This is a genomic window from Terrabacter sp. Soil811, from assembly GCF_001429655.1.
Classification (GTDB): domain Bacteria; phylum Actinomycetota; class Actinomycetes; order Actinomycetales; family Dermatophilaceae; genus Terrabacter.
Genome location: NZ_LMSX01000007.1, coordinates 328,924 through 354,702 on the forward strand (window position 1 = coordinate 328,924; position 25,779 = coordinate 354,702).

At 69.7% G+C, this 25,779-nt stretch carries 22 protein-coding genes and 1 tRNA gene; 12 read left to right on the forward strand and 11 right to left on the reverse strand.

What is annotated here, in order from left to right; translation table 11 throughout:
- Window positions 1-2: 2 nt before the first annotated feature.
- Window positions 3-1,520: a sensor histidine kinase gene (locus tag ASH01_RS08440; RefSeq protein WP_056774188.1), complete on the forward strand. Its 1,518-nt coding sequence runs from the start codon at window positions 3-5 to the stop codon at window positions 1,518-1,520.
- A gap of 119 nt (window positions 1,521-1,639) precedes the next feature.
- Here the strand turns inward: ASH01_RS08440 and ASH01_RS08445 are convergent.
- Window positions 1,640-1,729, reverse strand: a tRNA-Ser gene (locus ASH01_RS08445).
- Between the two features lie 10 nt (window positions 1,730-1,739).
- On the reverse strand, window positions 1,740-2,243 hold the full coding sequence (locus tag ASH01_RS08450; protein ID WP_056774190.1) for a nucleoside deaminase: 504 nt from the start codon (window positions 2,241-2,243) through the stop codon (window positions 1,740-1,742).
- A gap of 17 nt (window positions 2,244-2,260) precedes the next feature.
- Here ASH01_RS08450 and upp point away from each other — a divergent pair, with 17 nt between their 5' ends.
- Window positions 2,261-2,899 carry a uracil phosphoribosyltransferase gene (upp, locus tag ASH01_RS08455; RefSeq protein WP_020143911.1) on the forward strand — a complete coding sequence of 213 codons (639 nt, stop codon included), beginning with the start codon at window positions 2,261-2,263 and terminating at the stop codon, window positions 2,897-2,899.
- 28 nt (window positions 2,900-2,927) lie between these two features.
- On the opposite strand, the gene ASH01_RS08460 is transcribed toward upp, so the two are convergent.
- Window positions 2,928-3,917, reverse strand: a complete 990-nt coding sequence (locus ASH01_RS08460; protein ID WP_056774193.1) for a small ribosomal subunit Rsm22 family protein — start codon at window positions 3,915-3,917, stop codon at window positions 2,928-2,930.
- Window positions 3,918-4,067: 150 nt separating this feature from the next.
- On the opposite strand from ASH01_RS08460, the gene ASH01_RS23380 reads away from it, so the two are divergent.
- From ASH01_RS23380 to ASH01_RS08475, 4 genes are all read left to right on the forward strand, one after another.
- Window positions 4,068-4,238, forward strand: coding sequence for a hypothetical protein (locus ASH01_RS23380; protein WP_200959120.1), 171 nt, complete (start codon window positions 4,068-4,070; stop codon window positions 4,236-4,238).
- An 18-nt stretch (window positions 4,239-4,256) separates the two neighbouring features.
- Window positions 4,257-5,057, forward strand: a complete 801-nt coding sequence (locus tag ASH01_RS08465; protein WP_056774195.1) for a PH domain-containing protein — start codon at window positions 4,257-4,259, stop codon at window positions 5,055-5,057.
- A gap of 177 nt (window positions 5,058-5,234) precedes the next feature.
- Window positions 5,235-6,734: an APC family permease gene (locus tag ASH01_RS08470; protein ID WP_056774198.1), complete on the forward strand. Its 1,500-nt coding sequence runs from the start codon at window positions 5,235-5,237 to the stop codon at window positions 6,732-6,734.
- 197 nt (window positions 6,735-6,931) lie between these two features.
- Window positions 6,932-7,867: a hypothetical protein gene (locus tag ASH01_RS08475; protein WP_056774201.1), complete on the forward strand. Its 936-nt coding sequence runs from the start codon at window positions 6,932-6,934 to the stop codon at window positions 7,865-7,867.
- A gap of 114 nt (window positions 7,868-7,981) precedes the next feature.
- Here the strand turns inward: ASH01_RS08475 and pntB are convergent, their stop codons facing one another.
- The 3 genes from pntB to ASH01_RS08490 form a co-directional block, all read right to left on the reverse strand.
- Window positions 7,982-9,370 carry a Re/Si-specific NAD(P)(+) transhydrogenase subunit beta gene (gene pntB / locus ASH01_RS08480; RefSeq protein WP_056774202.1) on the reverse strand — a complete coding sequence of 463 codons (1,389 nt, stop codon included), beginning with the start codon at window positions 9,368-9,370 and terminating at the stop codon, window positions 7,982-7,984.
- A 6-nt stretch (window positions 9,371-9,376) separates the two neighbouring features.
- Window positions 9,377-10,945: a Re/Si-specific NAD(P)(+) transhydrogenase subunit alpha gene (locus tag ASH01_RS08485; RefSeq protein ID WP_056774205.1), complete on the reverse strand. Its 1,569-nt coding sequence runs from the start codon at window positions 10,943-10,945 to the stop codon at window positions 9,377-9,379.
- A 187-nt stretch (window positions 10,946-11,132) separates the two neighbouring features.
- On the reverse strand, window positions 11,133-12,080 hold the full coding sequence (locus ASH01_RS08490) for a helix-turn-helix domain-containing protein (RefSeq protein ID WP_235508688.1): 948 nt from the start codon (window positions 12,078-12,080) through the stop codon (window positions 11,133-11,135).
- Between the two features lie 309 nt (window positions 12,081-12,389).
- On the opposite strand from ASH01_RS08490, the gene ASH01_RS08495 reads away from it, so the two are divergent.
- From ASH01_RS08495 to xylB, 6 genes are all read left to right on the forward strand, one after another.
- Window positions 12,390-13,754, forward strand: coding sequence for an ABC transporter substrate-binding protein (locus ASH01_RS08495; protein ID WP_056774211.1), 1,365 nt, complete (start codon window positions 12,390-12,392; stop codon window positions 13,752-13,754).
- Window positions 13,755-13,864: 110 nt separating this feature from the next.
- Window positions 13,865-14,815: a carbohydrate ABC transporter permease gene (locus ASH01_RS08500; protein WP_056774214.1), complete on the forward strand. Its 951-nt coding sequence runs from the start codon at window positions 13,865-13,867 to the stop codon at window positions 14,813-14,815.
- Complete coding sequence (locus ASH01_RS08505) at window positions 14,812-15,654, forward strand: carbohydrate ABC transporter permease (RefSeq protein ID WP_056774218.1); 843 nt, start codon at window positions 14,812-14,814, stop codon at window positions 15,652-15,654. Before ASH01_RS08500 ends, ASH01_RS08505 begins: the two co-directional genes overlap by 4 nt.
- On the forward strand, window positions 15,651-16,436 hold the full coding sequence (locus ASH01_RS08510; protein WP_056774223.1) for an SDR family oxidoreductase: 786 nt from the start codon (window positions 15,651-15,653) through the stop codon (window positions 16,434-16,436). The genes ASH01_RS08505 and ASH01_RS08510 overlap by 4 nt, the downstream gene beginning before the upstream one ends.
- 96 nt (window positions 16,437-16,532) lie before the next feature.
- Window positions 16,533-18,059 carry a mannitol dehydrogenase family protein gene (locus tag ASH01_RS08515; RefSeq protein WP_056774224.1) on the forward strand — a complete coding sequence of 509 codons (1,527 nt, stop codon included), beginning with the start codon at window positions 16,533-16,535 and terminating at the stop codon, window positions 18,057-18,059.
- Window positions 18,032-19,477, forward strand: a complete 1,446-nt coding sequence (gene xylB, locus ASH01_RS08520; protein WP_056774227.1) for a xylulokinase — start codon at window positions 18,032-18,034, stop codon at window positions 19,475-19,477. Before ASH01_RS08515 ends, xylB begins: the two co-directional genes overlap by 28 nt.
- Window positions 19,478-19,598: 121 nt before the next feature.
- Here xylB and ASH01_RS08525 read toward each other — a convergent pair whose 3' ends face one another.
- The 5 genes from ASH01_RS08525 to ASH01_RS08545 all read right to left on the reverse strand — a co-directional run bounded on the left by ASH01_RS08525 (window position 19,599) and on the right by ASH01_RS08545 (window position 25,620).
- Window positions 19,599-19,982, reverse strand: coding sequence for an SHOCT domain-containing protein (locus ASH01_RS08525; RefSeq protein ID WP_056774230.1), 384 nt, complete (start codon window positions 19,980-19,982; stop codon window positions 19,599-19,601).
- 109 nt (window positions 19,983-20,091) lie between these two features.
- A complete protein-coding gene (locus ASH01_RS08530; protein ID WP_056774232.1) occupies window positions 20,092-20,802 on the reverse strand; it encodes a flavodoxin family protein in 711 nt (236 codons plus the stop codon).
- A 114-nt stretch (window positions 20,803-20,916) separates the two neighbouring features.
- On the reverse strand, window positions 20,917-21,714 hold the full coding sequence (locus ASH01_RS08535; protein WP_056774235.1) for a DUF4328 domain-containing protein: 798 nt from the start codon (window positions 21,712-21,714) through the stop codon (window positions 20,917-20,919).
- A gap of 119 nt (window positions 21,715-21,833) precedes the next feature.
- On the reverse strand, window positions 21,834-23,594 hold the full coding sequence (argS, locus tag ASH01_RS08540) for an arginine--tRNA ligase (protein WP_056774238.1): 1,761 nt from the start codon (window positions 23,592-23,594) through the stop codon (window positions 21,834-21,836).
- 193 nt (window positions 23,595-23,787) lie between these two features.
- Complete coding sequence (locus tag ASH01_RS08545) at window positions 23,788-25,620, reverse strand: sunset domain-containing protein (protein WP_056774240.1); 1,833 nt, start codon at window positions 25,618-25,620, stop codon at window positions 23,788-23,790.
- Between the last annotated feature and the right edge of the window lie 159 nt (window positions 25,621-25,779).

Below are 25,779 nucleotides of genomic sequence, written 5' to 3' on the forward strand. Positions count from 1 at the left end.
TCATGGCCGGGAGCCAGTTCATCCAAGCCGTCGACCTCCTGGTCGGTGTGGTCGTGATCTCCGCCGGCCTGGCATCGATGCGGTCCGGCAGGGTCGCCCATTTGATGCTGCTCGTCGGCGCGACGTGGCTGGTCGGCAACGTCTTCTCCGCAGCCGTCTTCCTTCACCGCGGTCCGCTGGTGCAGCTGCACCTCACCTATCCCACCGGGCACGCGAGGCGCCGCTACGTCGTGGTCGTCGTCGGTGCGGCATACGTCCTGGGCATCATCGAGGTGTTCGTGCCCACAGCCGCGCTCACCCTCTCACTCGCGCTCTTGGTCGCCGCGACAGCGATCGACGTCTTCGTGCGCACCACGGGCACCGCCCGCAAAGCGGGGCGGCCGGCACTGTGGGCGGCCCTCGGGTTCTCCGCCGTGCTGGTGACGAGCGCTCTCAACCAGCTACTCGCCTGGAACATCGACGTGCCCGTCCTGCTGGCATACGACGGTGTGGTCGCCGGCGCCGTCGTCGTGCTGGCTGCCGACCTGCGGTGGGGTCGCTGGACCGAGTCGACCCTGAGCGACCTCGTGGCCGACCTCGGCAGGACCTCCGACACGAGCGGGCTGGCGGGACGGCTGCAGCAAGCACTGGGCGACCCGGGGCTCACGGTCGGCTACTGGATCCCGGAGCGGGCGTCCTACGTCGATGACCAGGGTGAGCCGATCGACCTGCCGGCGCAGGACGGCGGTCGCACGGCCACCCCGATCGACGACGACGGGAGGCATGTCGCCGTGCTGGTCCACGACCGGGCACTGCTCGAGGACCCCCGGCTCGTCAGCGGCGTGGCGACGGCGGCCCGGCTCGCGATGACCAACGCGCAGATGCTCGCTGACATCCGCTCCCGGGTCGGCGACCTCACGCAGTCCCGGCAACGCATCGTCGAGGCCGTCGGCGACGAGCGCGCACGGATCGCCGACGAGCTCGACGGCGGGGCCCAACGACGACTCGCCCGCGTCGCCGATATCCTGGACCACGCTGGGGCTGCCGACCTCTCGGGCAATCGACACCTCGCGCTGGTACGTGCGGAGGTCGTGCGGGCGCAGGACGACCTGACGAGTTTCGTCCGTGGAGTCCGCCCCCTGACCCTCGTCGAGGGCGGCCTCGACGCGGCTGTCCGTGACATGGCCGGGCACTTTCCGTTCCACGTGGAGGTACGCGTCGACGTGGGACGGCTTCCCGACGCCATCGAGGGAGCGTTGCTCTTCTTCTGCTCCGAGGCGATGACCAACCTGGCGAAGCACGCCAGTGCTAGCCGGTGCAGGGTGGTCATCACCGCTGGGCCGGACCTGATCGCCGCGGTCGTCGAGGACGACGGGATCGGTGGGGCGGACCCCTCCGGATCAGGCCTGCTCGGCCTCACCGATCGGATCGAGACGATGGGTGGACGCTTGATCGTGACCAGCCCGGCAGGAGGGGGCACACGTCTCGAAGCGCGGATGCCGCGACTGGCACGGGAGCGCGTGCGCGGGCGGCTGCGGTGACCCGTCGCGGGCGGGCGGGTTCGTTCCTCCCCCAACCGCCCGCTCCTCCCGAATCCCCCGTGCATCCGCAGATGCAGAAGGACCCCCGACAAAAAACATGTCGGGGGTCCTTCTGCATCTGGCGGTGGCGGTGGGATTTGAACCCACGGTGGAGTTACCCCCACACACGCTTTCGAGGCGTGCTCCTTAGGCCGCTCGGACACGCCACCGGGAGAGACCTTACCCGAGCCTCCGGCCCTCGAAGAAATCGACGAGCAGGGCCGCCGACTCCTCCGCTCGGACGCCCCCGACGACGTCCACGACGTGCGTCGCGAGCGGGTCCCGCGTCAGGTCCCAGACCGATCCGCACGCCCCCGCCTTGGGGTCCCAGGCACCGAAGACGACCCGCTCGACCCGCGCCGCCATCGCCGCGCCGGCACACATGACGCACGGCTCGAGCGTCACGACGAGCGTGCACCCGTCCAGCCGCCACGAGCCGAGCGCCTGCGCCGCCTCACGCAACGCGACGACCTCGGCGTGGCCCGTCGGGTCACCCAGCTCCTCGCGGACGTTGCGACCACGCCCCACGACATCGCCCGCGACGTCGACGACGAGCGCGCCGACGGGGACGTCCTGCGAGCCGACGGTCGCGGCTGCGAGGTCGAGCGCCTGGCCGACCCAGGCGGCATACGTCTCCGGGGCCGGGACGGAGCTCTTGCCGGGGGTCTCGGATCTCTTCGCCACGCGATAAGTTTCCACCCATGGACGTCCATGTCGCAGACCACCCGCTCATCGCCCACAAGCTGACCTACCTGCGCGACAAGCGGACCGACAGCCCGACCTTCCGGCGCCTCGCCGAGGAGCTCGTCACCCTGCTCGCCTACGAGGCCACGCGCGACGTCCGTGTCGAGCCGTTCGAGATCGAGACGCCGGTCGCGCCGACCACCGGCATCAAGCTCTCCAACCCCAAGCCGATCATCGTCCCGATCCTGCGCGCGGGGCTCGGCATGCTCGACGGCATGGTCAAGCTGCTCCCGAGCGCCGAGGTCGGATTCCTCGGCATGATCCGCAACGAGGAGACCCTCGAGGTCTCGACCTACGCGAACCGCCTGCCCGACGACCTCACCGGACGCCAGGTCTTCATCCTCGACCCGATGCTCGCCACCGGCGGCACGCTCGTCATGGCGATCGACTACCTCACGGCCAAGGGCGCCCGCGACATCACCGCCGTCTGCCTGCTCGCCGCGCCCGAGGGCATCCAGCACCTCGAGGACGAGCTCGCCGACAGCGACATCCCCGTCAAGGTCGTGCTCGGCACCATCGACGAGAAGCTCAACGAGAAGGGCTACATCGTGCCCGGGCTCGGTGACGCCGGCGACCGCCTCTACGGCGTCGTCTGAGCCGACACCCCTTGCGTATGCCGCCCGGTCAGGGCAGCGCGTCGCCCCACTCGGCGTCGCGCGCCCTGCGGTAGCGCTCCCCCGACTTCTTGGAGACGACCTCGCGACCCGCGGTCCCGTCGGGCCGGCAGACCTGGAACTCGACGAGTCCCTTGCGCTTCAACGGGTGTCGGAGGATGCGCCCCGAGATCTCCTCTGGGGTCGGAGGTTCCAGCACGCCGGGAGCGGCGGCCGCGACCCACGAGAACTTCTCGTCCTCGTAGGACAGCTCCGCCCCCTTGAGCCGACGATGCTCCGCGGACCGGCTCACCCGGGCCGCGAAGTGGCACCAGTCCCCTGGTGCGAGAGGGCATTCCATCGAGTGCGGACACGGCCCGAGCAGGGTCCACCCGGCCGCGAGCAGAGCGGCTCGGACGCGGAGCACCCGGGCGTAGCCGTCGGGCGTCCCCGGCTCGGCGACGACGACGGCGCGGCCGCGGCGCATCGCCTCGGCGACGAGCCCGTCCTGCTGGGTCTCGTCGAGCTCGCTCAACACGTACGACACCGTCACGAGATCGGCGTCGAGCTCGGGCCAGGCGCCGGCGACACCGCGCCGGAACGTCGCGCCCGTCAGCGCGGGCGACGTCGCGTCGGCGACGAGGTCACGGCCAAGGGCCAGGGCGTCCTCCACCTGGTCGAGCACCGTGATCGACTCGAGCGAGTCGAAGGCGCCCGCGGCAGCCCACGCCGCCGCGCCCGTGCCGCCGCCGAGGTCGAGCATCGAGCGCGGCGCCAGACCGCGGTCGGCGAGGTCGACCATGACCCGCGACAGCGCCGCGTGCGTCGCCGGCATCCGGTAGGCGGCATACGCGGCGACGTGCACCCGCGAGGCGAGGATCGGCGCCGACGCAGGGGCGACCGACCGGTAGCGCGACACGAGCGCCTCGGTCGCCCGGGTCAGCTCGCGTCCGTCGACCCCACGCGCGGCGCGGCTCAGAGCGGCGCGCAGCTCGGCGGCATACGCTGGCGTTCGCGACACTCGTGGAGGATAGCGGCGACGTGGAGGTCAAGCCGACACGCGGGCGCCGGTGCCGCACCCCACCAGTCACGTACGGCACACTGGTCCCACCCCTGTGCCGTGGGGCTGTCAGGGCAGCGCCAGCACCTTCCCTCCAAGGAGCGACACACCATGGGCCCCAAGGCCAAGAAGATCATCCTGATCATCGTGCTCGCGTTCTTCGTCTACGCCGTGTTCACGTCCCCCGACAAGGCTGCCGACATCGTCAGCAACATCTGGGGTGTCCTCGTCGACGGCTTCAACGCGATCCTCAGGTTCTTCAACTCCTTGCTCAACCGCTGAAGCGAGCACACTGAGCTCATGGCCTTGATGCGGAGCACGGAGGTGCCGGCGGGACTGGCGCCGATCCTGCTCCCGGGCGAGCGACTCGTCACCGCGGTGCGTGCGCACTGGGGCAAGCTCGCCGAGCCTGTCGTGACGATGCTCCTGGGACTCACCGCTGCCGTGTGGGTCGACTCCAACGTCACCAAGGCCACCCAGGCCGTCGGCACCATCTTCTGGTGGCTCTTCTTCGTGCTGCTCGCCCGCCTCCTGTGGTGCCTGCTCGACTGGAGCCACAACTGGTTCGTGGCCACCGACAAGCGGCTGCTGCTGCGCTACGGTCTCATCTCCCACAAGGTCGCGATGATGCCGTTGCTCAAGGTCACCGACATGAGCTATGTCCGCTCCATCCCCGGCCAGTTCCTCGGCTACGGCAAGTTCGTCCTCGAGAGCGCGGGCCAGGACCAGGCCCTCCGCGAGGTCAAGTGGGTGCCCAACCCCGACCAGACCTACCGCGACATCTGCGCCGAGATCTTCCACATCGTCCCGCCACCCGGCGACGAGGACTTCGAGGAGATCGACGACGAGTTCCCTGACGACACAGGGCAGCCCGGTGGTCAGATACCGCCCGTGAGCCCGATCGCCCCAGGTGGCGGCACGGCATATCCCGACGTCCACCGCACCCACAACCCGATCCAGGACCGTCTCGACTCCTACTCGCGGGCCGTCCCGATCCAGCGGCCGTCCGGCGAGAGCGAGACCGTCTACGAGAGCGACGACCGCAAGCGTCGCCGGCGCGGCGCTGACACCGGCCCGATCTGGCCGCGCTCCGACGACTGAGCAGATCCAGCAAGATCGTCCTCCGAGTGAGCGGAATCCGGTCGGGGCGGGTACCACTGGGTAGTCGCGGCATCCCCCGCGGCGCGCGGCCAACGACGCCCGGGCAGGACTCGCAGGCGGTCGCGCTCCCCGCTAGTTTGTGATGATCCGCCCGTCACCGACCGCTCGGAGGTCAGCATGAGCGTGTTCCGCACCAAGTCGGTCGAGGCCTCGATGGCCTCGTCCGAAGAGGCCGACCACAAGCTGAAGAGGACACTCAGCGCCCTTGACCTCACGGTCTTCGGCATCGGTGTCATCATCGGCGCCGGCATCTTCACGCTGACCGGCAGAGCCGCCAAGGACTACGCCGGTCCGTCCATCGCACTTTCGTTCGTCATCGGTGCGATCGTCTGTGGCCTCGCCGCTCTCTGCTACGCCGAGTTCGCGTCGACGGTTCCCGTCTCCGGTTCGGCCTACACCTTCTCCTACGCGACGCTCGGCGAGCTCGTCGCGTGGATCATCGGCTGGGACCTGCTCCTCGAGCTCATGCTCGGGGCGAGCGTCGTCGCCCAGGGGTGGTCGCAGTACTTCGTGACCTTCCTGGAGCAGCTGGGAGTGACCTGGCCAGAATCGGTCGGGCCGGGGTCGCACTTCGACCTGCCGGCCTTCCTCCTCATCGCCGGCCTGACGCTGCTCATCGCCTGGGGCATCAAGGAGTCGCTGCGCGTCAACCTCGTGCTCGTCGGCGTCAAGCTCTTCATCGTGCTCTTCGTCATCTTCGCGGGCATCCAGTTCATCAACCGCGACAACTGGTCGCCGTTCATCCCGCCGTCCCAGCCGGGCAAGGCCGCAGAGGGCCTGACGACGCCGCTGCTCCAGGTCATCACCGGCATGACTCCCGCGACGTACGGCGTCATGGGCATCATGGCCGGCGCCGCCATCGTCTTCTTCGCCTACATCGGCTTCGACGTCGTCGCGACGACGGCCGAAGAGGCCAAGAACCCGCAGCTTGACCTGCCCCGTGGCATCCTCGGCTCGCTCGCCATCTGCACCCTGCTCTACGTCGCCGTCACGCTCGTCATCACCGGCATGCAGAACTACAAGGACATCGACCCCGATGCGGCGCTCGCCACGGCGTTCAAGTCCGTGGGCAAGGAGGGCTACGCCACGCTCATCTCGGCCGGCGCCGTCGCCGGCCTCACCACAGTGGTCATGACCCTCATCATCGGCGCGACCCGCGTCACGTTCGCGATGAGCCGTGACCGCCTGATCCCGGCCGGACTGGGCCGGACCAACCCGCGCACGAGCACCCCGGTCAGGCTCACGCTCATCATAGGCACCGTCGTCGCCCTCATCGCCTCGCTGACCCCCATCGGCAAGCTCGAGGAGATGGTCAACATCGGCACGTTGACCGCCTTCATGCTCGTCTCGCTCGCCGTCCCGATCCTGCGCAAGCGGCGCCCCGACCTGAAGCGCTCGTTCAAGGTGCCCGGCAACCCGGTGGTGCCGTGGCTGTCGGCGGCCGCCTGCTTCTACCTCGTGCTCAACCTCTCGGTCGAGACGTGGATCCGGTTCGTCATCTGGATGCTGCTGGGCTTCCTCATCTACTTCCTCTACTCCCGCCACCACAGCAAGCTGGCAACGGGCGAGGAGGAGGAAGGCCGCCGAGCAGCCCCCGAGGTCCTCAGCGAACGCTGACCTCGCCCCACCTCGCCCCACCTCGGCCCCACCTCGGCCCCACCTCGGCCCCACCTCTCCCACCGAACGCGGCGTTCGGTCTCGAACTCACTGTTAGAACAGAGCTTTCGAGACCGAACGCCGCGTTCGGTCTGTTGGGGGGTGAGTTGTCCACAGGCCCTTGGCAGGCAGATCGCGTATGCCGCCACGATGGGCCCATGAACCTGCACCATCTCGCTCCTTCCGGGGTCTTCTCCGCCGCAGCAGCGCGCATGAGCGGGATCAGCGGCGCTCTGCTGCGGAGTCTGGTCGCGCGCGGCGAGTGCCACCCGCTCCATCGAGGCTGGTACTCCGTGCAGCGGCCGACCAGCGACAAGCACCGCCACCGGCTGCGTGTGACGGCCCTGCTCGAGGAGTACGCGGGTCTGGTGATGGCCTCCCACGCCTCGGCTGTGGCGGTGCTGGACCTGCCGGACGAGGGCATCGACTGGGGGACGGTGCACCTCATGTGGCGAGACCCCGAACGCCCCTTTCGTGCCTTCAGCCGCGTCCACATCCACGAGCTCGTCGAGCACCCGCGACTGCAGCACCGAGGCCAAACGGTCGACCTCGGCCTGGCTGCCGTCCAGGTCGGGCTGCACAGCCAGATCGGCATGCTGGTCGTCGCCGACCACTGTCTGCGCAAGGGGTTGACGACGAGCGAGTCCCTCACTGCGGCGGCTCGGAGCCTACGCGGCCACCGCGGTGTCACACGTGCCAAGGCGGCCGTCTCGTGGTGCGACTCGAGACACGAGTCGCCGGGCGAGACGCTGACCGCCCACGTGCTTCGAGGGCTGGGCTATGCCTTCACTCCCCAGCTCGAGATCGCCCGGCGCGAGCACCCCGGACGGTCCTTCTACGCCGACTTCCACCTCGATGGCACCAACGTCCTGGTCGAGTTCGACGGGAAGGTGAAGTACGACCCCGAGACGAATCCTGACGCCGCGAGAGCCAACTTCGACGAGAAGCTCCGAGAGGACGAGCTGCGCCGTCTCGGGTTCGTCGTCGTCCGCCTCACCCGGGCGGACCTGGCGCGCCCCGCCCTCGTGAGGACCCGCATCGAGGCCGCGATCCGCGACTCCCGCCCCGCCCGGCCCGAGCTCCCCCTGGCCTGAGCCCCCCTCCTCTGAGCTCCCTCCCTGTGACCGAACGCAGCGTTCGGTCACGAACTCGCTGTTAGAACACTGAGTTCGCGACCGAACGCWGCGTTCGGTGGGGAAGGGGATGGGTCAGAGGGCCTTGATGATGTCTTCGACGCGTTCCTTGGCGTCGCCGAAGAGCATCGCCGAGTTGTCGCGGAAGAAGAGCGGGTTCTGGACTCCGGCGTAGCCGGCGTTCATCGAGCGCTTGAAGACGACGACGTCCTTGGCGTTCCACACCTGCAGGACCGGCATCCCGGCGATCGGTGACGTGGGGTCCTCGGCGGCCGCCGGGTTGACGGTGTCGTTGGCGCCGATGACGAGCACGACGTCGGTGTCCGGGAAGTCGTCGTTGACCTCGTCCATCTCGAGGACGATGTCGTACGGCACGCGAGCCTCGGCGAGCAGCACGTTCATGTGGCCGGGCAGGCGGCCGGCCACCGGGTGGATGCCGAACCGGACGTCCACGCCGCGCTCCCGGAGCTTGGCCGTCAGCTCGGCGACGGGGTACTGCGCCTGTGCGACCGCCATGCCGTAGCCGGGCGTGATGACGACCGACGACGCGTTCTTGAGCAGGTCGGCGACTTCTGATGCGTTCGTCTCACGGTGGTCCCCGTAGTCGACGTCAGAGTCGAAGACCGCCCCGTCGGAGCCGAACCCGCCGGCGATGACCGAGACGAACGACCGGTTCATGGCCTTGCACATGATGTACGAGAGGTAGGCACCCGACGAGCCGACGAGCGCACCGGTGACGATGAGCAGGTCGTTGCCGAGCATGAACCCCGCGGCGGCGGCGGCCCAGCCCGAGTAGCTGTTGAGCATCGACACGACGACGGGCATGTCACCGCCGCCGATGGAGGCGACGAGGTGCCAGCCGAACGCGAGCGCGATCGCCGTCATGACGAGGAGCGGCACGATCGAGTGGGCCGCCACGAACCACACGAGCAGCCCGGCGGACACGACGAGCGCGGCGAGGTTGAGCCAGTGGCGTGCCGGCAGCATCAGCGGCTTGCTCGAGATGCGCGCCGACAGCTTGAGGAACGCGACGATCGATCCGGTGAACGTCACGGCTCCGATGAAGACGCCGAGGAAGATCTCGACGAGATGGACGGCCTCACCCTCGACCCCGACGAGGTCGGACGTCGCGACGAACGTGTTGATGCCGACGAGAACCGCCGCGGCCCCGACGAACGAGTGCAGCATCGCGATGAGCTCGGGCATGCCGGTCATCTCGACCTTGCGCGCCCGGGCGATCCCGATCGCGGCACCGATGACCATGGCGACGGCGATGAGCAGCCAGGCCGACCACGCGGCATCGCGCAGGGAGAGCCAGAGCGTCGCGACGAGGGCGATGCCCATGCCGACCATGCCGAGGACGTTGCCGTCACGGGCGGTCTCGTGCTTCGAGAGGCCGGCTAGCGACATGATGAAGAGCAGCGCCGCGACGATGTATGCCGCCTGGATGAGTGCGGTGTCCATGTGCGGTCAGCCCTTCCGGAACATCGTCAGCATGCGGCGGGTCACGGTGAAGCCACCGAAGATGTTGATGCTGGCCAGGAGCGCAGCCACGAAGCCCAGCACCATGATCACGACACCCTTCGTGCCGCCCACCGACCCGGCCGAGCCGAGCTGGAGCAGCGCGCCGACGACGATGATGCCGCTGATCGCGTTGGTGACGGACATCAGAGGCGTGTGCAGGGCGTGGTGGACGTTGCCGATGACGTAGTAGCCGATGACGACGGCGAGCGCGAAGACGGTGAAGTGCCCGAGGAAGCTCGGCGGCGAGACGGCGGCCACCGCCCCGAAGACGACGGCTCCGATCGCCATCCCGGCGTACCTGCGGCGTGGGTCCTTCGGTGGCTCAGGCTCTTTCACGACCTTCGTCCCGGACGCCGTCTGGGCCACCGGGGCTGCTGCGCTCACCTGGATCGCGGGCGGCGGCCACAGCAGCTCACCGTCGCGGGCCACCGTCATGTTGCGCTGCACGACGTCGTCGAAGTCGAGGACGAGCTCGCCGTCCTTGCCCGGCGTCAGCAGCTTCATGAGGTTGACGAGGTTCGTGCCGTAGAGCTGGGAGGCCTGCGTGGGCAGCCGGGCCGCGAGGTCGGTGTAACCGATGATCGTCACCCCGTTGTCGGTGACGACCATCTCGTCGGCGACGGCGCCCTCGACGTTGCCGCCGTTGGCTGCGGCCATGTCGACGATGACCGAGCCGGGCTTCATCGACGCCACCATCTCGCCGGTGATGAGCCGCGGCGCCGGGCGTCCGGGGATGAGCGCCGTCGTGACGATGATGTCGACGTCGGGCGCCTGGGCGGCATACAGCTCAGCGGCCCGTCGGTTGTACTCCTCGCCCATCTCCTTGGCGTAGCCGTCGCTCGACGCGGCAGCGGCGTCGACCTCGGGCATCTGGACGGCGAGGAAGTCGGCGCCCATCGACTCGACCTGCTCGGCCACCTCGGCGCGGGCGTCGGTCGCGCGGACGATCGCCCCGAGCGAGCGGGCCGTGCCGATCGCGGCGAGGCCCGCCACGCCGGCCCCAGCGACGAGCACCTTGGCGGGCGGCACCTTGCCGGCCGCCGTGACCTGCCCGGTGAAGAAGGAGCCGAACTCGTGGGCGGCCTCGACGACGGCGCGGTAGCCGGCGATGTTGGCCATCGACGACAGGACGTCGAGCGACTGGGCCCGGCTGATGCGCGGCACCGCGTCCATCGCCATGGCGGTGACGCCCGCGGCGCGCAGCCTCTCGACGAGGTCGGGGCTGATGGCCGGCGCCATGAGCGAGACGAGGACGGTACCGGGGCGGAGCCGCGCGATGTCCTCGTCCGAGGGCGCGTTGACCTGGTGGACGATCGGCGAGCCCCACGCCTCCTCGGCCGTGACGACGCGAGCGCCGGCGGCGGCATACGCCTCGTCGGAGAAGCTCGCCCGCTCCCCCGCCCCGCTCTCGACGGCGACGTCGTAACCGAGTCCGACGAGCTGTTCGACGGTCTTGGGCGTCGCGGCGACACGTGTCTCGCGGGCACGGGTCTCACGGGGGACACCGATCTGCACGCTGGGCTCCTTCGCGCGGAGGGCTGGTGGGCACTGGTTCACGAACCTAGAGCACGACCCACGGGTAGCGGCAGGTCTGCCGGGCACGTCACACAAATGACACGCGACCGGACCCGAACGTCTCTGATCGTGGGCAGACAGAGGGTCGGCGAGGCTGCCCCGGTGAGCTCGACGTGAACCCGGAAGGTCAGTGCGACGGCGCCCGACGACCGAGGCTGAACACCTCGGGCGGCGGCTTCTGGTCGGACTCGAGCCGTCGGTAGGCGCTCGGCGTGGTCCCCACCTCGGCGAGGAACTGCCGGTTGAAGTTGGCCATGTTGTGGTAGCCGCTCATCTCGGCGACCTGGGCCACGGAGTGGTCGGTCGTGTCGAGCAGGCGTCGGGAGTAGGCGATCCGCAGCTTCTTGACCATGCTCGAGAAGGTCATGCCGGTCGCGGACTTGAAGTACTTCGAGAACGTCGGCTCCGACATGTACGCGAGACGTGCGGCCGTCGACAGCCGGATGTCGCCCGTCAGGTTGTCGGAGATGTAGCTGAGCCCCGCCTCGCCGGCGTCGCGCGACGCCGCGTCGGTCGGTCGGCCCATCCACTCGCTCGCCACGAGGTCGTACTCCTCGGGCGGGGCGTGCGCGAAGAGCGCGAGGAGCTTGAAGAGGTGGCCGAGCTGCTCGACGCCCTGGCTGTGCACGCAGGCGAGGATCGTCTCGGCGGCCCGCCAGGCCGTGGCACCGGAGAAGACGATCCCGCGGGTCGAGCGCTGGAGCACCTCCGTCACCTCGGCCAGCTCCGGCAGGTGCTCCATCGCCGCGTGGATCCACTCGTCGCTGAACTGGATGACCGCGTCGCGGTCGACCGCCACCTGCCCTTCCGCGAGGTCGCTGACCCAGTCGTGCGGCAGGTTCGGGCCGATCAGGCTGACGTGACCCGGCGCGAAGGTGCCGATGTGGTCGCCGGCGATGAAGCTGCCACGCGTCTTGGTGATGAGGTGGATCTCGTACTCGGGATGGAAGCCCCAGCCGCAGATCTCGCTCGGGAAGTCGTGCGTCAGCACCCGTGCCGAGGCCTGCGGGTGGTGCGGGATGTACTCCCGCCGGACCGGCTGCCCCAGGATCGGGCCCGACGGTACGGAACGCATCGACTCGACGTCGGTCGTGCGGGAAGCGCCATCCGAAGACTGGCCGGATCGATACGAAATCTTCGTCTCCTTCGCCGCGCTGGACAGCACCGTCGCCATCCCGTGCGGGGCTGCGACCGATTCGTCACCTGCAGCTCCCACCCGTCCGCAAAATCGTATCAACGACAGGGGGCTCATGGTGCTTGTTGCCCCGACTCGCGCGTCGTTACCGTTCCGGCAAGTTCCCGTCAAGAAACGAAGCGGAGATCGCCGCAGGGCCAGGTGGAACCGGCCGACGGAAACGAGGAATGCCTACCAAAGGAGTTAGGAATGCTTGCGAACAAGCGCATGCTCGCGCTGGGGACGGGCGCGGTGGCGGTCGCCATGACGGTGGCTGCCTGTTCGTCCGGGGCGGTGCAGTCCGGCAACGGGTCCACGGGCGCCGCCGGAGGCGCCGTCACCCTCAAGGTGGCCACCGTGAACAACGGCCAGATGAAGGACATGGAGAAGCTCAAGTCCGAGTACGAGAAGGCGAACCCCGGCGTCACGGTCAACTTCCAGGTCATGGAGGAGGGCGACCTCCGCGCCGCCGTGACGGCGGACGTCGCGAGCGGCGCCGGCCAGTACGACATCGTCACCATCGGCGCCTACGAGACGCCGCAGTGGGGTGCCAACGGTTGGCTCGTCGACCTCACCCCGGAGCTCCAGTCCGACTCGTCGTACGACGTCAATGACCTGCTTCCCCCGGTCCGCGACGTCAACACCTTCGACAACAAGCTCTTCGCCGTCCCGTTCTACGGGGAGTCCTCGATCCTCATGTACAACAAGGAGGTCATGGACAAGGCCGGGGTCACGATCCCGCAGAACCCCACGTGGCAGCAGGTCGCGGACGCGGCCAAGAAGGTCAACACCGCCGACATGGCCGGGATCTGCATGCGCGGCAAGCCCGGCTGGGGAGACCTCTTCGCCCCGCTGACCACCGTCGTGCAGACCTTCGGGGGCAACTGGTACGACAGCAGCTGGAAGGCCACCGTCGACACCCCGGAGTGGAAGCAGGCGGTCAGCTTCTACAAGACGATGCTCGACCAGTCCGGTGAGAAGGACCCCGTCTCCTACAGCTTCAACGAGTGCCTCACGGCCCTCAAGGAGGGCAAGGCCGCGATGTGGGCCGACGCCTCCGTCGCAGCGTCGATGCTCGAGGCGGCCGACTCACCCGTCAAGGGCAAGATGGGCTACGCGCACATGCCGGTCGACAAGACCAAGGAGTCCGGCTGGCTCTGGAGCTGGAACCTCGCGATCCCGACGTCGACCAAGCAGAAGGACGCGGCGGTCAAGTTCGTCAAGTGGGCCACGAGCAAGGACTACATCAAGCTCGTCGGCACGAAGATCGGCTGGTCCAACGTCCCGCCGGGCTCGCGGACCTCGACGTACGACATCCCCGAGTACAAGGACGCCGCCAAGGCGTACGCGCCCATCACGCTCGACGTCATGAGCTCGGTCAACCCGAAGCAGCCGGGCGTCAACCCGCAGGGCTGGGTCGGCATCCAGTACGTCTCGATCCCCGAGTTCCAGGACGTCGGCAACCAGTGCGCCCAGCTCGTCGCGGACTACCTGGCCAACCGCGGCACGATCGACGACGCGCTCAGCAAGTGCCAGTCCATCGCCCAGGCTGCGGGCGACAAGCACAAGAAGTGACCTCCTGTTGACGAACAGGTGACACCTGGTGCCGGGCCCGGCACGCCCCGGGCCCGGCACCACACCCCCTCCAACCCGCAGTCGCACGAGCCGCACAAGGGAGTGCCGACATGACGACGACCACCACCACGCAACCATCCGAGCTCGAGGACGTCCGAGCCAGCACCGCGACCGACAAGCGGCGCGTGCAGCGGACGGAGCTCTGGCGCAACCGGGGACTGCTGCTCCCGGCCGTCATCTTCCTCATCCTGCTGACGCAGATCCCGTTCCTGACGACCATCGGGTTCTCACTGACGAAGTGGAACCTGCTCTACCCCAACGACCGTGCGTTCGCCGGGTTCGACAACTACACGAGCGCACTCACCTCGGGCGACCTGTGGCCCTCGATCCGCGCCACGGTGCTCATCACGGCCTTCTCGGTCACCCTGGCGGTCCTCTTCGGCCTGCTCTTCGCCGTCCTGCTCGACCGCCCGTTCCGCGGTCGCGCCCTCGCCCGGACCCTGATGATCACGCCCTTCCTCATCATGCCGGCGGCGGCCTCGCTCATCTGGAAGTACTCGATGTTCGACACCAACATCGGGATGCTCAACTGGGTCTTCCGGACCCTGCACCTGCCGGTCGTCGCCTGGAGCACCGAGCACCCGATGGCCACGGTGGTCATCGTGCTGACGTGGCAGTTCACGCCGTTCATGATGCTCATCCTGCTGGCCGGTCTCCAGGGCCAGGACAAAGGCATCCTCGAAGCCGCCCAGGTCGACGGGGCCGGCACGTGGCGGACCTTCACCTGGATCACGCTGCCCCACCTACGGATGTACATCGAGATCGGGGTGCTCCTCGGCTCGGTCATCATCCTGCAGGTCTTCGACCCGATCGCGATCCTCACCAAGGGGACCGGCGGCACGAAGACCCTCGCCTATCTCCTCTACGAGCGGGCCTTCATCGGGCTCGACGTCGGGCAGGCAGCGGCATACGGCGTCGTGACCGTCGTCCTCACGATCATCGTCGCGACCATCGCTCTCAAGAGCGTCTTCAAGGTCTTCATGGCAGGAGGAAGCCGATGAACGGCTCAGGCAGCACCACGAGGTCGAAGGCATCGGCCCGAGGAGCCCTCACGACGCTCGTCACGTGGATCCTCGTGCTCATCTTCTTCTTCCCCGTCTTCTGGATGGTCCTCAACGGGTTCAAGCCGGAGTCGCTCGCGTCGTCCGTCAACCCGACGTTCATCTTCAAGCCCGTCACGGAGGGCTACCAGCTCGCGATGGACCGCGGGATGGCCGGCTACCTCCAGAACTCGCTGACCGCCGCTGTCATCGCGACGATCATCTCGGTGGTGCTCGCGATCCCCGCCGCGTACGCCCTGTCGATCCGGCGGGTCAAGAACGTCGAGAACTCGCTCTCGTTCTTCATCTCGACCCGGTTCATGCCGCTCGCCGCGATCGTGCTGCCGCTCTTCATGATCTTCAAGACCGTCGGGCTGCTCGACAACATCTACATGCTCGCCATCGTCTACGGCGCCATGAACCTGCCCGTGACGGTGTGGATGATGCGCTCGTTCTTCCTCGAGGTGCCCTACGAGATCATCGAGGCGGCCCGGGTCGACGGGGCCGGCATGTTCCGTGAGATCGTGCGGATCGTCCTGCCGCTCGTCCTCCCCGGGGTCGCGGCCGCAGCGCTCATCAGCTTCATCTTCGCGTGGAACGAGTACTTCCTCGCCCTGCTGCTGACGAGCTCGGCCGCCCGCACGACGCCGCCCTTCCTCGGCAGCTTCGTCGACGGCCGAGGACAGTTCCTCGCCGTCCTGTCCGCCGCAGCGACCATCGCGGCCCTCCCCGTCATCATCGCGGGCTGGGCGGCCCAGAAGCAGCTCGTCCGCGGCCTGTCGATGGGGGCGATCAAGTGACCGGCACCAGCACCACGCCCGGTCCCGTCACGCTCCCCGCCGTCGACCGTGGACGGAGCCTCGAGGACTCGGTCGTCGTCGTCACCGGTGCCGGCGGTGGCATCGGTGGCGCGATCGCCCGGATCGTCCTCGAAGCGGGCGGTCGCGTCGTCGCCGGTGACCTCCGGCCCGAGGCCCTCAGCTCGCTCCGCGACGCCTGGGGCGAGGAGCGGCTGGCCGTCGGCCTCGGCGACGTCCGGGACGAGAGCACCGCCGACGCGCTCGTCGCCGCGGGAGTCCAGGCCTTCGGTCGGGTCGACTCCGTCGTCGCCAACGCCGCCGTCGGCTTCTACGGCGGGATCCTCGACTACTCGGCCGAGCAGGCCTCGCTCATGGTCGACGTCAACGTCAAGGGCACCGTGTGGCTGGCGCGGGCGGCCGTGCGCCAGTTCCGCGCCCAAGGTGGAGGTGGTGACATCGTCATCATCGGCTCGGTCGCCGGACTCCTCATCGGGGGCGGCAAGGAGGCGGTCTACTCCGCCACCAAGGCTGCGCAGATCAACCTCGGCTACGCCCTCGACCGCGAGCTGCGCTCGGAGGGGATCCGCACGACGACCATCGCACCGGCCGGCGTCAACACCCCCTTCGCCGCCGCCGACGGACGCTTCGGCGACCGCGACCCGTCCGAGGGCGACTTCATGGAACCGGAGGACATCGCCCAGGCCGTCGTCTACACCCTCCGACAGCCACGACGGATGCGCACCGAGCTGTGGACGATGTGGAGCCTGTCCGAGACGCACTGACGACCGTCAGCCGCGCGTCGAGGACGACCGGCTCCCCCGTGTCCGGCCACCCCGCCGCCGACGACATCCCTTTCCTCCGAGAGGACCCAGACGACCATGACCACCACGCCCGCCACCTCGCCCCCGCGGCCCACGACTCTCGCGAGCGCGACGCTCGACGCACTCCCCGCCGCGGTGGGCCGACCCACCTACGACCGGACGGCCGTCACCGCGAGCATCGTCCACTTCGGCGTCGGCGGCTTCCACCGTGCCCACGAGGCGATGTATGTCGACCGGCTCATGGAGCTGGGCGTCCCCGGAGCCCTGGACTGGGGCATCTGCGGCGTCGGGGCCCTCCCCCACGACCGGCGCATCGTCGACACCCTCACGGCGCAGGACGGCCTCTACACCCTCGTCGTCAAGCACCCGGACGGCCACCGGGAGCCGCGCGTCGTCGGGAGCCTCGTCGAGCTCGTGTTCGCACCGGACGACCCGCAAGCCGTCGTCGACCGGCTGGCCCACCCCCGGACGCGGATCGTGTCGCTGACCATCACCGAGGGTGGCTACCTCGTCAACCAGGTCACGGGCGAGTTCGACGCCGCCGACCCGGCGATCCGGGCGGACCTCGAGGAGGGCGCCGTCCCGCGCACCGTCTTCGGCTACGTCGTCGCGGGTCTCGCGGCCCGCCGCGACGCGGGGCAGGAGCCCTTCACCGTCATGTCGTGCGACAACCTGCCGGGGAACGGTGACGTCGCGCGGACGATGATGACGGCATACGCCCGCCTCAAGGACCCCGCGCTCGCGGACTGGATGGACGAGCACGTCTCCTTCCCCAACGGCATGGTCGACCGCATCACACCCGTCACGGTGCAGGACGACATCGACCGCCTCGTCGAGGAGTTCGGGGTCGAGGACGGGTGGCCCGTCGTGTGCGAGCCGTTCACGCAGTGGGTCCTCGAGGACCACTTCACCCGGGGGCGTCCTCCCCTCGAAGCGGCCGGCGTGCAGCTCGTCGAGGACGTCGTGCCCTACGAGCTGATGAAGCTGCGCCTGCTCAACGCGAGCCACCAGGCCCTCTGCTACCTCGGCTACCTGTCCGGCTACCGCTACGCCCACGAGGTCTGCCAGGACCCCCTCTTCGTCGACTTCCTGCTCGGCTACATGGAGCACGAGGGCAGTCCGACGCTCCCCGACGTGCCGGGGGTCGACCTCGACGCCTACCGGCACGAGCTCATCGCGCGCTTCGCCAACCCGGAGGTGCGTGACACGCTGGCACGCCTCTGCGCCGAGAGCTCGGACCGCATCCCGAAATGGCTCGTCCCCGTCATCAGGCGCAACCTCGAGACGGGCGGGCAGATCGACCGCTCCGCGCTCGTCGTCGCCTCGTGGGCGCGCTACGCGGAGGGCGTCGACGAGCAGGGCGAGCCGATCGAGGTCGTCGACCGCGTCAAGGACCGGGTCATGGCCGCAGCCGCGCAGCAGGGCACCGACCCGCTCGCCTTCCTCCGCGACCGGGACCTCTTCGGCGACCTCGTCGACGATGAGCGGTTCACCTCGGTGTTCACGCGGGCCCTGTCGGCCTTGCACACCAAGGGCGCTCGGGAGACCCTGCAGTCATGGACCGGGCGGAGCAGCACGACGTGACCGATGGACGCACCCTCGTGGCGGGGGTCGACAGCTCGACCCAGTCGACGAAGATCGTCGTCTGCGACGCCGAGACGGGGCAGGTCGTGCGCACGGCCCGGGCCCCTCATCCCGACGGCACCGAGGTGCACCCGGACCGGTGGTGGGAGGCCTACGAGCACGCGTGCGGCGACGGCGTCCTCGACGGGGTGACCGCCATCGCCGTCGGTGGCCAGCAGCACGGCATGGTGACGCTCGACGAGGACGACACCGTCGTGCGGGACGCCCTGCTGTGGAACGACACCCGCAGCGCGGGGGCAGCCCGCGACCTCACGACCGAGCTCGGCGGCGTCAGTGCGTGGGTCGACGCCGTCGGCCTCGTCCCCGTCGCGAGCTTCACGGTCACGAAGCTGCGATGGCTCGCAGAGCACGAGCCCGACCACGCTGCACGGGTGGCCAGGGTGGTCCTCCCCCACGACTGGCTCACCGGCCGGATCCTCCAACAGGGCAACGGTTTCGAGCGCTGGAGCACGGACCGCGGGGACGCGTCCGGCACGGGCTACTGGTCGGCCGCCGACGGTGACTACCGGCTCGACCTGCTCGACCGGGCGTTCGGCCGGACCCTCGAGGTCCCCGAGGTGCTCTCTCCCGCCCAGGCTGCCGGCCGCACGGCCGACGGCCTGCTCGTCGCCGCCGGCACGGGCGACAACATGGGTGCCGCTCTCGGCCTGACTCTCCACCCCGGTGACGTCGTCGTCTCGCTCGGCACGAGCGGCACCGTCTTCACGCCGCACGGCTCGGCGATCCGCGACGAGACCGGTGCCATCGCCGGCTTCGCCGATGCGACCGGTCACCACCTCCCGCTCATGTGCACCCTCAATGCGGCCCGCGTGCTGACCGCGGCCGCATCGATGCTCGGTGTGGACCTCGCAGAGCTCGACCGTCTTGCGCTGCAGGCGATCCCGGGCGCGGGTGGCCTGACCCTCCTGCCCTACCTCGACGGCGAGCGCACCCCTGACCTCCCCGAGTCGACCGGCACTCTGAGCGGACTCACCCGCACGAACGCGACACCCGAGAACCTCGCCCGGGCCGCGGTCGAGGGGATGCTGTGCAACCTCGTCGCGGGGGTCGACGCCCTGCGCGACCACGACGTCGAGGTCGGACGCATCCTGCTCATCGGCGGAGCGGCCGCGTCACGTGCCGTCCGCGAGATCGCGCCGGGCCTCTTCCGCGCCCCGGTCGTCGTGCCGGCACCAGCCGAGTACGTCGGCGTCGGCGCCGCGCGCCAAGCCGCGTGGGCCCTTTCGGGAGAGGCGGACCCACCGACGTGGGCCCTCGCGATCGACTCGGAGTATGCCGTCCCGAGGAGTGACGAGCAGGCGCACGTCGACGTCGTGGCGCGCTACCAGGACCTCGTGTCCCGCACCCACGGGGTCTGAGCCACCAGCGCTCGGGACGCGAGCGGCATACGCCCTCATGCCTCGCGGAGGCTCGGCGCGACGGCCGAGCCTTCGGGGGGCGCCTACGGGTGGTGCCGTGACAGGACGGCGAACCCAGCCGTCAGGCGAGGGCCTTCGCCTTGAGGGCAGCGAACTCATCGGCGGAGATGGTGCCCGCGTCGAGCAGCTCCTTCGCCTTCGCGATCTGCTCCGGTGCCGAGGTGCTCGAGGCCCCAGCGACGGAACGAACGTAGTCCTCCTGCGCCTGGCGGGCATCCGCGTACTTCTGCGTCGAACGCTCGTTCATGCCGCGACCGCGGACGATGAGGTAGACGATCGCGGTGATGAAGGTGAAGAAGACGAGGCACACGACCCACAGCGCCTTCATCCCGCCGGAGACCTGGGGGTCGCGGAACAGGTCGGCCACGATCGAGAACAGCACCAGGAGGTAGGTCGCGAACGCGAAGAAGATGACGATGAACCAGACGATGTCCCAGAACGACATGGGGCGACCTTTCTCGGAGGGCAGCACGGAAGCGGTGCTCACCCCCATGGTCGTGACGCGCAGCCACCGTCGACATCATCCACACGGGGTGACCGCGCGGCCCGGCGCCTCAGCGGTACTCAGGGTTGTGCCAGCCGAAGTGCTCGCCGGCGTTCCAGGCCGACCGCAGGTTGCCGTAGGCCGGCACGCCCCCCGCGTCGTGGAGCATCCTCGCGAGGTGCATGAGGTTCCACGTCATGAAGGTCGTGTTGCGGTTGGTGAAGTCGTTCTCCGGGCCACCGCTGCCGGGGTCGAGATAGCTCGGCCCCGGACCGGCCTCGCCGATCCAGCCGGCGTCGGCGTTGGGCGGGATCGTGTAGCCGACGTGCTGGAGGCTGTAGAGCACGTTCTGGGCGCAGTGCTTGATCCCGTCCTCGTTGCCGGTGATGAGGCAGCCGGCGACCCTGCCGTAGAAGAGGTACTGCCCCTGGTCGTTGAGCATCCCGCTCAACGAGTAGATGCGCTCGATGAAGCGCTTCGTGACGCTCGAGTTGTCCCCGAGCCAGATGGGGCCGGCGACGACGAGGATCTGGCTGTCGAGGATGCCGGGGTACAGGTCGGGCCACGCGTCGCTCTCCCAGCCGTGCTCGCGCATGTCGGGGTAGACGCCCGTGGCGACGTCGTGGTCGACGAGGCGGATCTCGTCGACGGTGACCCCGTGCTCGCGCATGATGGCGACGCTCGCGTCGACGAGCCCCTGAGTGTGGCTCGGCTCGGGGCTCTTCTTCAGCGTGCAGTTGACGTAGGTGGCCTTGAGGCCGGTGAAGTCCCAGTCGGTCATGGAGTCGACTGTCCTCCGACGCGGCCCGCCGCCGCAATGGCCCGGATGTGACGAGGTGCTGACGTCCTCGCGGTCGTCAGCACCTCGTCGGTCACGTCTCAGGACGTCGGGTGGTCAGCGGCGCGTGAAGCCCATGACCTTGCGGATGAGCAGGATGCCGACGACGCCGGCGGCGGCCCCGAAGACGCCGCCGAGGGCCTCGTACGTCAGGCCCGTCTGCAGCGTGGAGACGAGGGAGTCGAGGGAGTCGGGCTGCTCGATCCCTCGCTGCGCGGCGCGGCCGAGCATCGCGAGGACGAGGTTGACGGCGAGCACGACCCAGAGGGCGATGATCAGCGGCGGGGTCGTCGACGGACGATCGTGGCGGGTGCGCGGGTTCGCGTGCTCGGTGCCCCAGAGGACGTCGCGCAGGGCCAGTGGACCCAGGACGACGTTGGCGAAGGGGATGAACCATCCGCCGATGGCCATGCCGGTGCCACGCGTGTAGAGCGCGTGGTCGGACCGGTCGGAGGTCCAGACCCGGTGGAGCCAGACGAGCATGACGATGCCGGCCAGCCCGGCGAGGGCGAGGATCGGCAGGTAGAGGGCATCGGCGCTCTCGGCCTCGCTGACGACGGCGTCGAAGTCACCGTCGCTGAGCAGCCCCTTGATCCGGATGTCGAACCAGGCCAGGTAGAGGTTGGCGACGGCCGCGACCGCGAAGAGGGCCTGCGCGATGATGGCGAGCACGGCGGTGGACTGCTTCCACGGGCGCACCTTGACGGTCTTGGAGTTGGCGGTCAGGCCCGGCTCGGGGGTCGGCGCCGGCTGGGCCGGTCCGGTCGGCGCGGGCAGGTGGCCCTGCGGGGCGATCGGGACGGGCGGCGCCGCGGCCGGGACCGGGGGTTCGTGAGGTGCAGCGTGTTGGGTCATGAGTGTTCTCCCCTGTCGATGAACGTGTGCGCCCGAAAACTACAGCAGCAGGCGCGCCGACAGGAGCGAAGAACGGGGCGACCGCCGCGACCGGGCCGACACCGACCCGCCCTCGAAGGTCACATCTGCTCGGGGGACTCCAGTCCGAGCAGGTCGAGACCGGTCGTCATGACCCGGAAGACGAGCGCGCACAACGTCAGTCGCGACTCCTTGACCTCGTCGAGCTCGGCCTTGAGCACGGGACAGTTCTCGTAGAACGCCGAGAACGCCTGCGCCAGCTCGAAGAGGTAGCCGGCGAGCCGGTGCGGCTCGTAGGTGTCGCCGACCTCGGCGACGACGTCACCGAAACCGAGCAGGTGCGTCGCGAGGGCACGCTCGTGCGGCTCGCCGAGCAGGATCGGCGCGTGCTGGGCGGCCGGATCGAGCCCGATCTGGCGGAAGATCGACCGGACGCGGGCGACGACGTACTGGAGGTAGGGCCCGGTGTTGCCGGTGAGCGCGACCATGCGGTCGAGGTCGAAGACGTACTCGCTGTCGTGCGCGACGGACAGGTCGGCGTACTTCACGGCGCCGATGCCGATCTGCCGGGCGATGGTGGCGCGCACGGTCTCGTCGAGGTCGGGCCGCGTGCCGTCGATGACGGTCCGGGCCTTCTCGACGGCCTCGTCGAGCAGGGCCATGAGCCGCAGCGGCTTGCCGGAGCGGGTCTTGAGGATCTTGCGGTCGTCGCCGAGCACGTTGCCGATCTGGACGTGGACGGGCACGACGTCGTCGGGCAGCCAGCCGGCCTTGCGCGCGGTGTCCCACACCATGTTGAGGTGCAGGGCCTGCGGGGCGCCGATGACGTAGAGCACCCGGTGCGCCTTGAGGTCCTCGACGCGGTGCTTGATCGTCGCGAGGTCGGTCGTGCCGTAGTTGTAGCCGCCGTCGCTCTTGCGGATGATGAGCGGCACCGGCTTGCCCTCACGGCCGGTGTAGCCGTCGAGGAAGACGCACAGGGCGCCGTCCGAGACGGTCGCGATGCCCTTGGCCTCGAGCTCGGCACAGAGGTCGGCGAGCACCTCGTTGTAGGTGGACTCACCGGCGAGGTCGTCGTCGGTGAGCGTGATGCCGAGCGTCGAGTAGATCTTGTTGAAGTAGATCTTCGACAGGTCGACGAGCTCACGCCACAGGGCGAGGGTCTCGGGGTCGCCGGCCTGCAGGCTCACGACGCGCGTGCGGGCCCGGACGTTGAAGTCGCCCTCGCTGCCGGCCGGCTCGGCCTTGTCGGCGCGGTCGAACTTGACCCGGGCCGCCTGGTAGAAGGCGTTGGGGTCGGTGACGAGGAGGTCGGCCTCCTCGGAGTCTCGACCGACATCGAGCAGGTGCTCGATGAGCATGCCGAAGGGCGTGCCCCAGTCACCGATGTGGTTCTGCCGGATGACGTGGTGCCCGAGGTGCTCGAGGGTGCGGGCCAGGGAGTCGCCGACGACGGTCGTGCGCAGGTGCCCGACGTGCATCTCCTTGGCGACGTTGGGTGCGGAGTAGTCGATCGGGATGTTCTGCGTCGCCTGCAGCGCGACACCGCCCCGCTCGTCGGCCTCGACGTCCTGCAGCAGTCCGGCGATCCACGAGCTCGAGAAGGTGAGGTTGATGAAGCCGGGACCGCTCACCTCGACGGAGTCGCACACACCGTCGAGGTCGAGGGCGTCGACGATCCTGGCCGCGACCTCGCGCGGCGGCATCCCGACCTTCTTGGCCAGGGCGAGCGCTGCGTTGACCTGCACGTCGGCGAACTGCGACGGACGCAGCACCGGGTCGGCCTCGCGGAAGTCGTCACCGAGGGCGGCGGCGATCGCGGACTGGACCTTGGGCGTGAGCGCGACGAGCGGGGAAACCATGCCGGCAAGTCTATTTGCGCCGACCGGGTGCCCGCGCCACCGTTTCGGGCCGGCCCCACCGAGGGCGTATGCCGTGTCGCCCGGACCCTAACCGAGCGCGGGCCGAGCGTGGTGGCCCCGCGGAGAGGTCCCGGGCACGAGCGTGGCCGCGTGCACACCGTTGTGCACGCGGCCACTGTCCGTCAGGGAACGGTCACTCCCCGTCGCGGTGGAAGCCCGCGCGCCGGGCCGCCTCCTCGCTGTAGAACCACACGTCGGGCTCGACGTCGTCGTAGCCGGCGTCGTCGGGGCCGACGAAGGTCGTGCCGTCGCGCCGGCCCTTGACGGCGTGACCGAGCGGCTGCGCCCCGTCCGCGATGGGTGCGGCCGAGCCCAGGCCGAACCCGCCGTCGGCGACCTCGTCGAACCCGGAGATGCGTCGCCCGGAGGCCGCCGGCTCCTCGGCAGAGTCCGTGTCATCGGCGGTGTCATCGGCCGTGTCATCGGCCGTGTCGTCCGCCGAGTCATCCGTGGCGTCATCCGTGGCGTCGGAGGTCACCGCGTCAGCGGTCCTCGTGTCGGCGTCGGTCACGACGGTGTCGTCGTCCGTGCGGGCCTCGGCCGCGTCCTGGTCGGACTCGTGCGCCGGCTCCGCCAGCTCCTCGTCGGCCTCGCTCTCGTGCGAGTGCGGCGCCATGTCGACGTCGAAGCCGTCGTCGACGGTGTCGTCGTCGAGGTCGGTGCCCTCCTCTGGACCTCGTTCGCCCGGTGTCGTCGCCCATGGCTGGCCGCGGTGGTCGCCGGGGTCGTCGGCCGGGGTGCCGCCACCGGTCGCGACCTCGTCGCGATCGTCGAGCGCGGGCACCTCGACGGACTCCGTGTCCGCCTCGGCCTGCGCCGGGTCGCTCTGCGGCGTCGGGTTCTCCGAGGCGGTCTCGTCGGCGGACCGGTCTGCGGGCTCATCGTCGGCGTGCTCGTCGTGGACGGGCTGCTCGTCGTGGACGGGCTGCTCGTCGTGGTCGTGGTCGTCGTCGCTCGACGCCAGCGCGCCAGCAGCAGCCACACCTCCGGCGGCGGCCCCCACCTGCGGGGCCTCGTCCCGCGCGTCAGCACCCGCGTCGGCACCAGCATCGGCACCCGCATCCGCATCCGTCGCGGACCAGTCGTGACCGCCCGCCTCCCCTGCGGCGTCAGCACCCGCGTCGGCACCACCATCGGCACCCGCGTCCGCATCCGTCGTGGACCAGTCGTGACCGCCCGACTCCCCTGCGGCGTCAGCACCCGCGTCGGCACCACCATCGGCACCCGCGTCGGCGTCGGTCGACGGCGCTGCCGCCGTCGCTTCGCCGGTGACCTCGGGCTCGTCGGTGACCTCGGGCTCGTCGGTGGCGTAGGAGGACTGCTCCTCGTCGGCGCGCAGGTCCGCCTCGCTCGCGAGGTCCGTGCGCTGCGTGGCCGACTCGTCGTCCGTGGCGGACGCGCTGGGCGCGAAGGGGTTCTCGGCGTCCGCGAGGTCGTCCTCGTCGTCGTCGTGCGCGAACGCCGCGGCCCCGACCGCTGCCGCACCGGCAGCACCCGCCGCACCGGCGGCGAGCCCGGCACCGCGCGGCGGCTCCTGACCCGGCAGGCGCTTCCCGGCGTCGTCGACGCGGTAGCCCTCGTCGTCGGTGGCGACGTCGGGGTCGACGCGGTCGGCCTCACGCTCGAGACCTGCGTGCTCGACGCGGGCGGACTCGGCGGAGGTGCGGTGCGCCTCGGCCTGCTCCTCGAGCCGCCGCGCCTCCGCAGCGACTCGCTCGGCCTCGGCGGCCTTGCGCTCGGCCTCGGCGCGGGCATCAGCAGCCATCGCGGCCGTCACCGACGCGCGGTCCTCGGTGTCCTGCACCTCGGGCAGGCGCTCCTCGACCTTGGCTCGCAGCTCTCCGGCCTCGAAGCGGCGTGCCTCGACCTCGCGACGCCGCCCTGCCGAGACGAACAACCAGATGATCACTGCAATGACGACGATCGCCACCACGATCCACAGAATCGTCTTGCCTGTGTCGGACATGCCATCCCCTTACGGATTACGGGCCCTCACGACCACTTCCCCCGAAACCTACTGCGCTGGGGGACCTCTGCGGCACCCAGCGCGCCGACGTCGTCGTGCACGTACCCCGAACCGTGGGCACGTCCGCCCGGTTCGCACCCCGACGAGCGCGCGTATGCC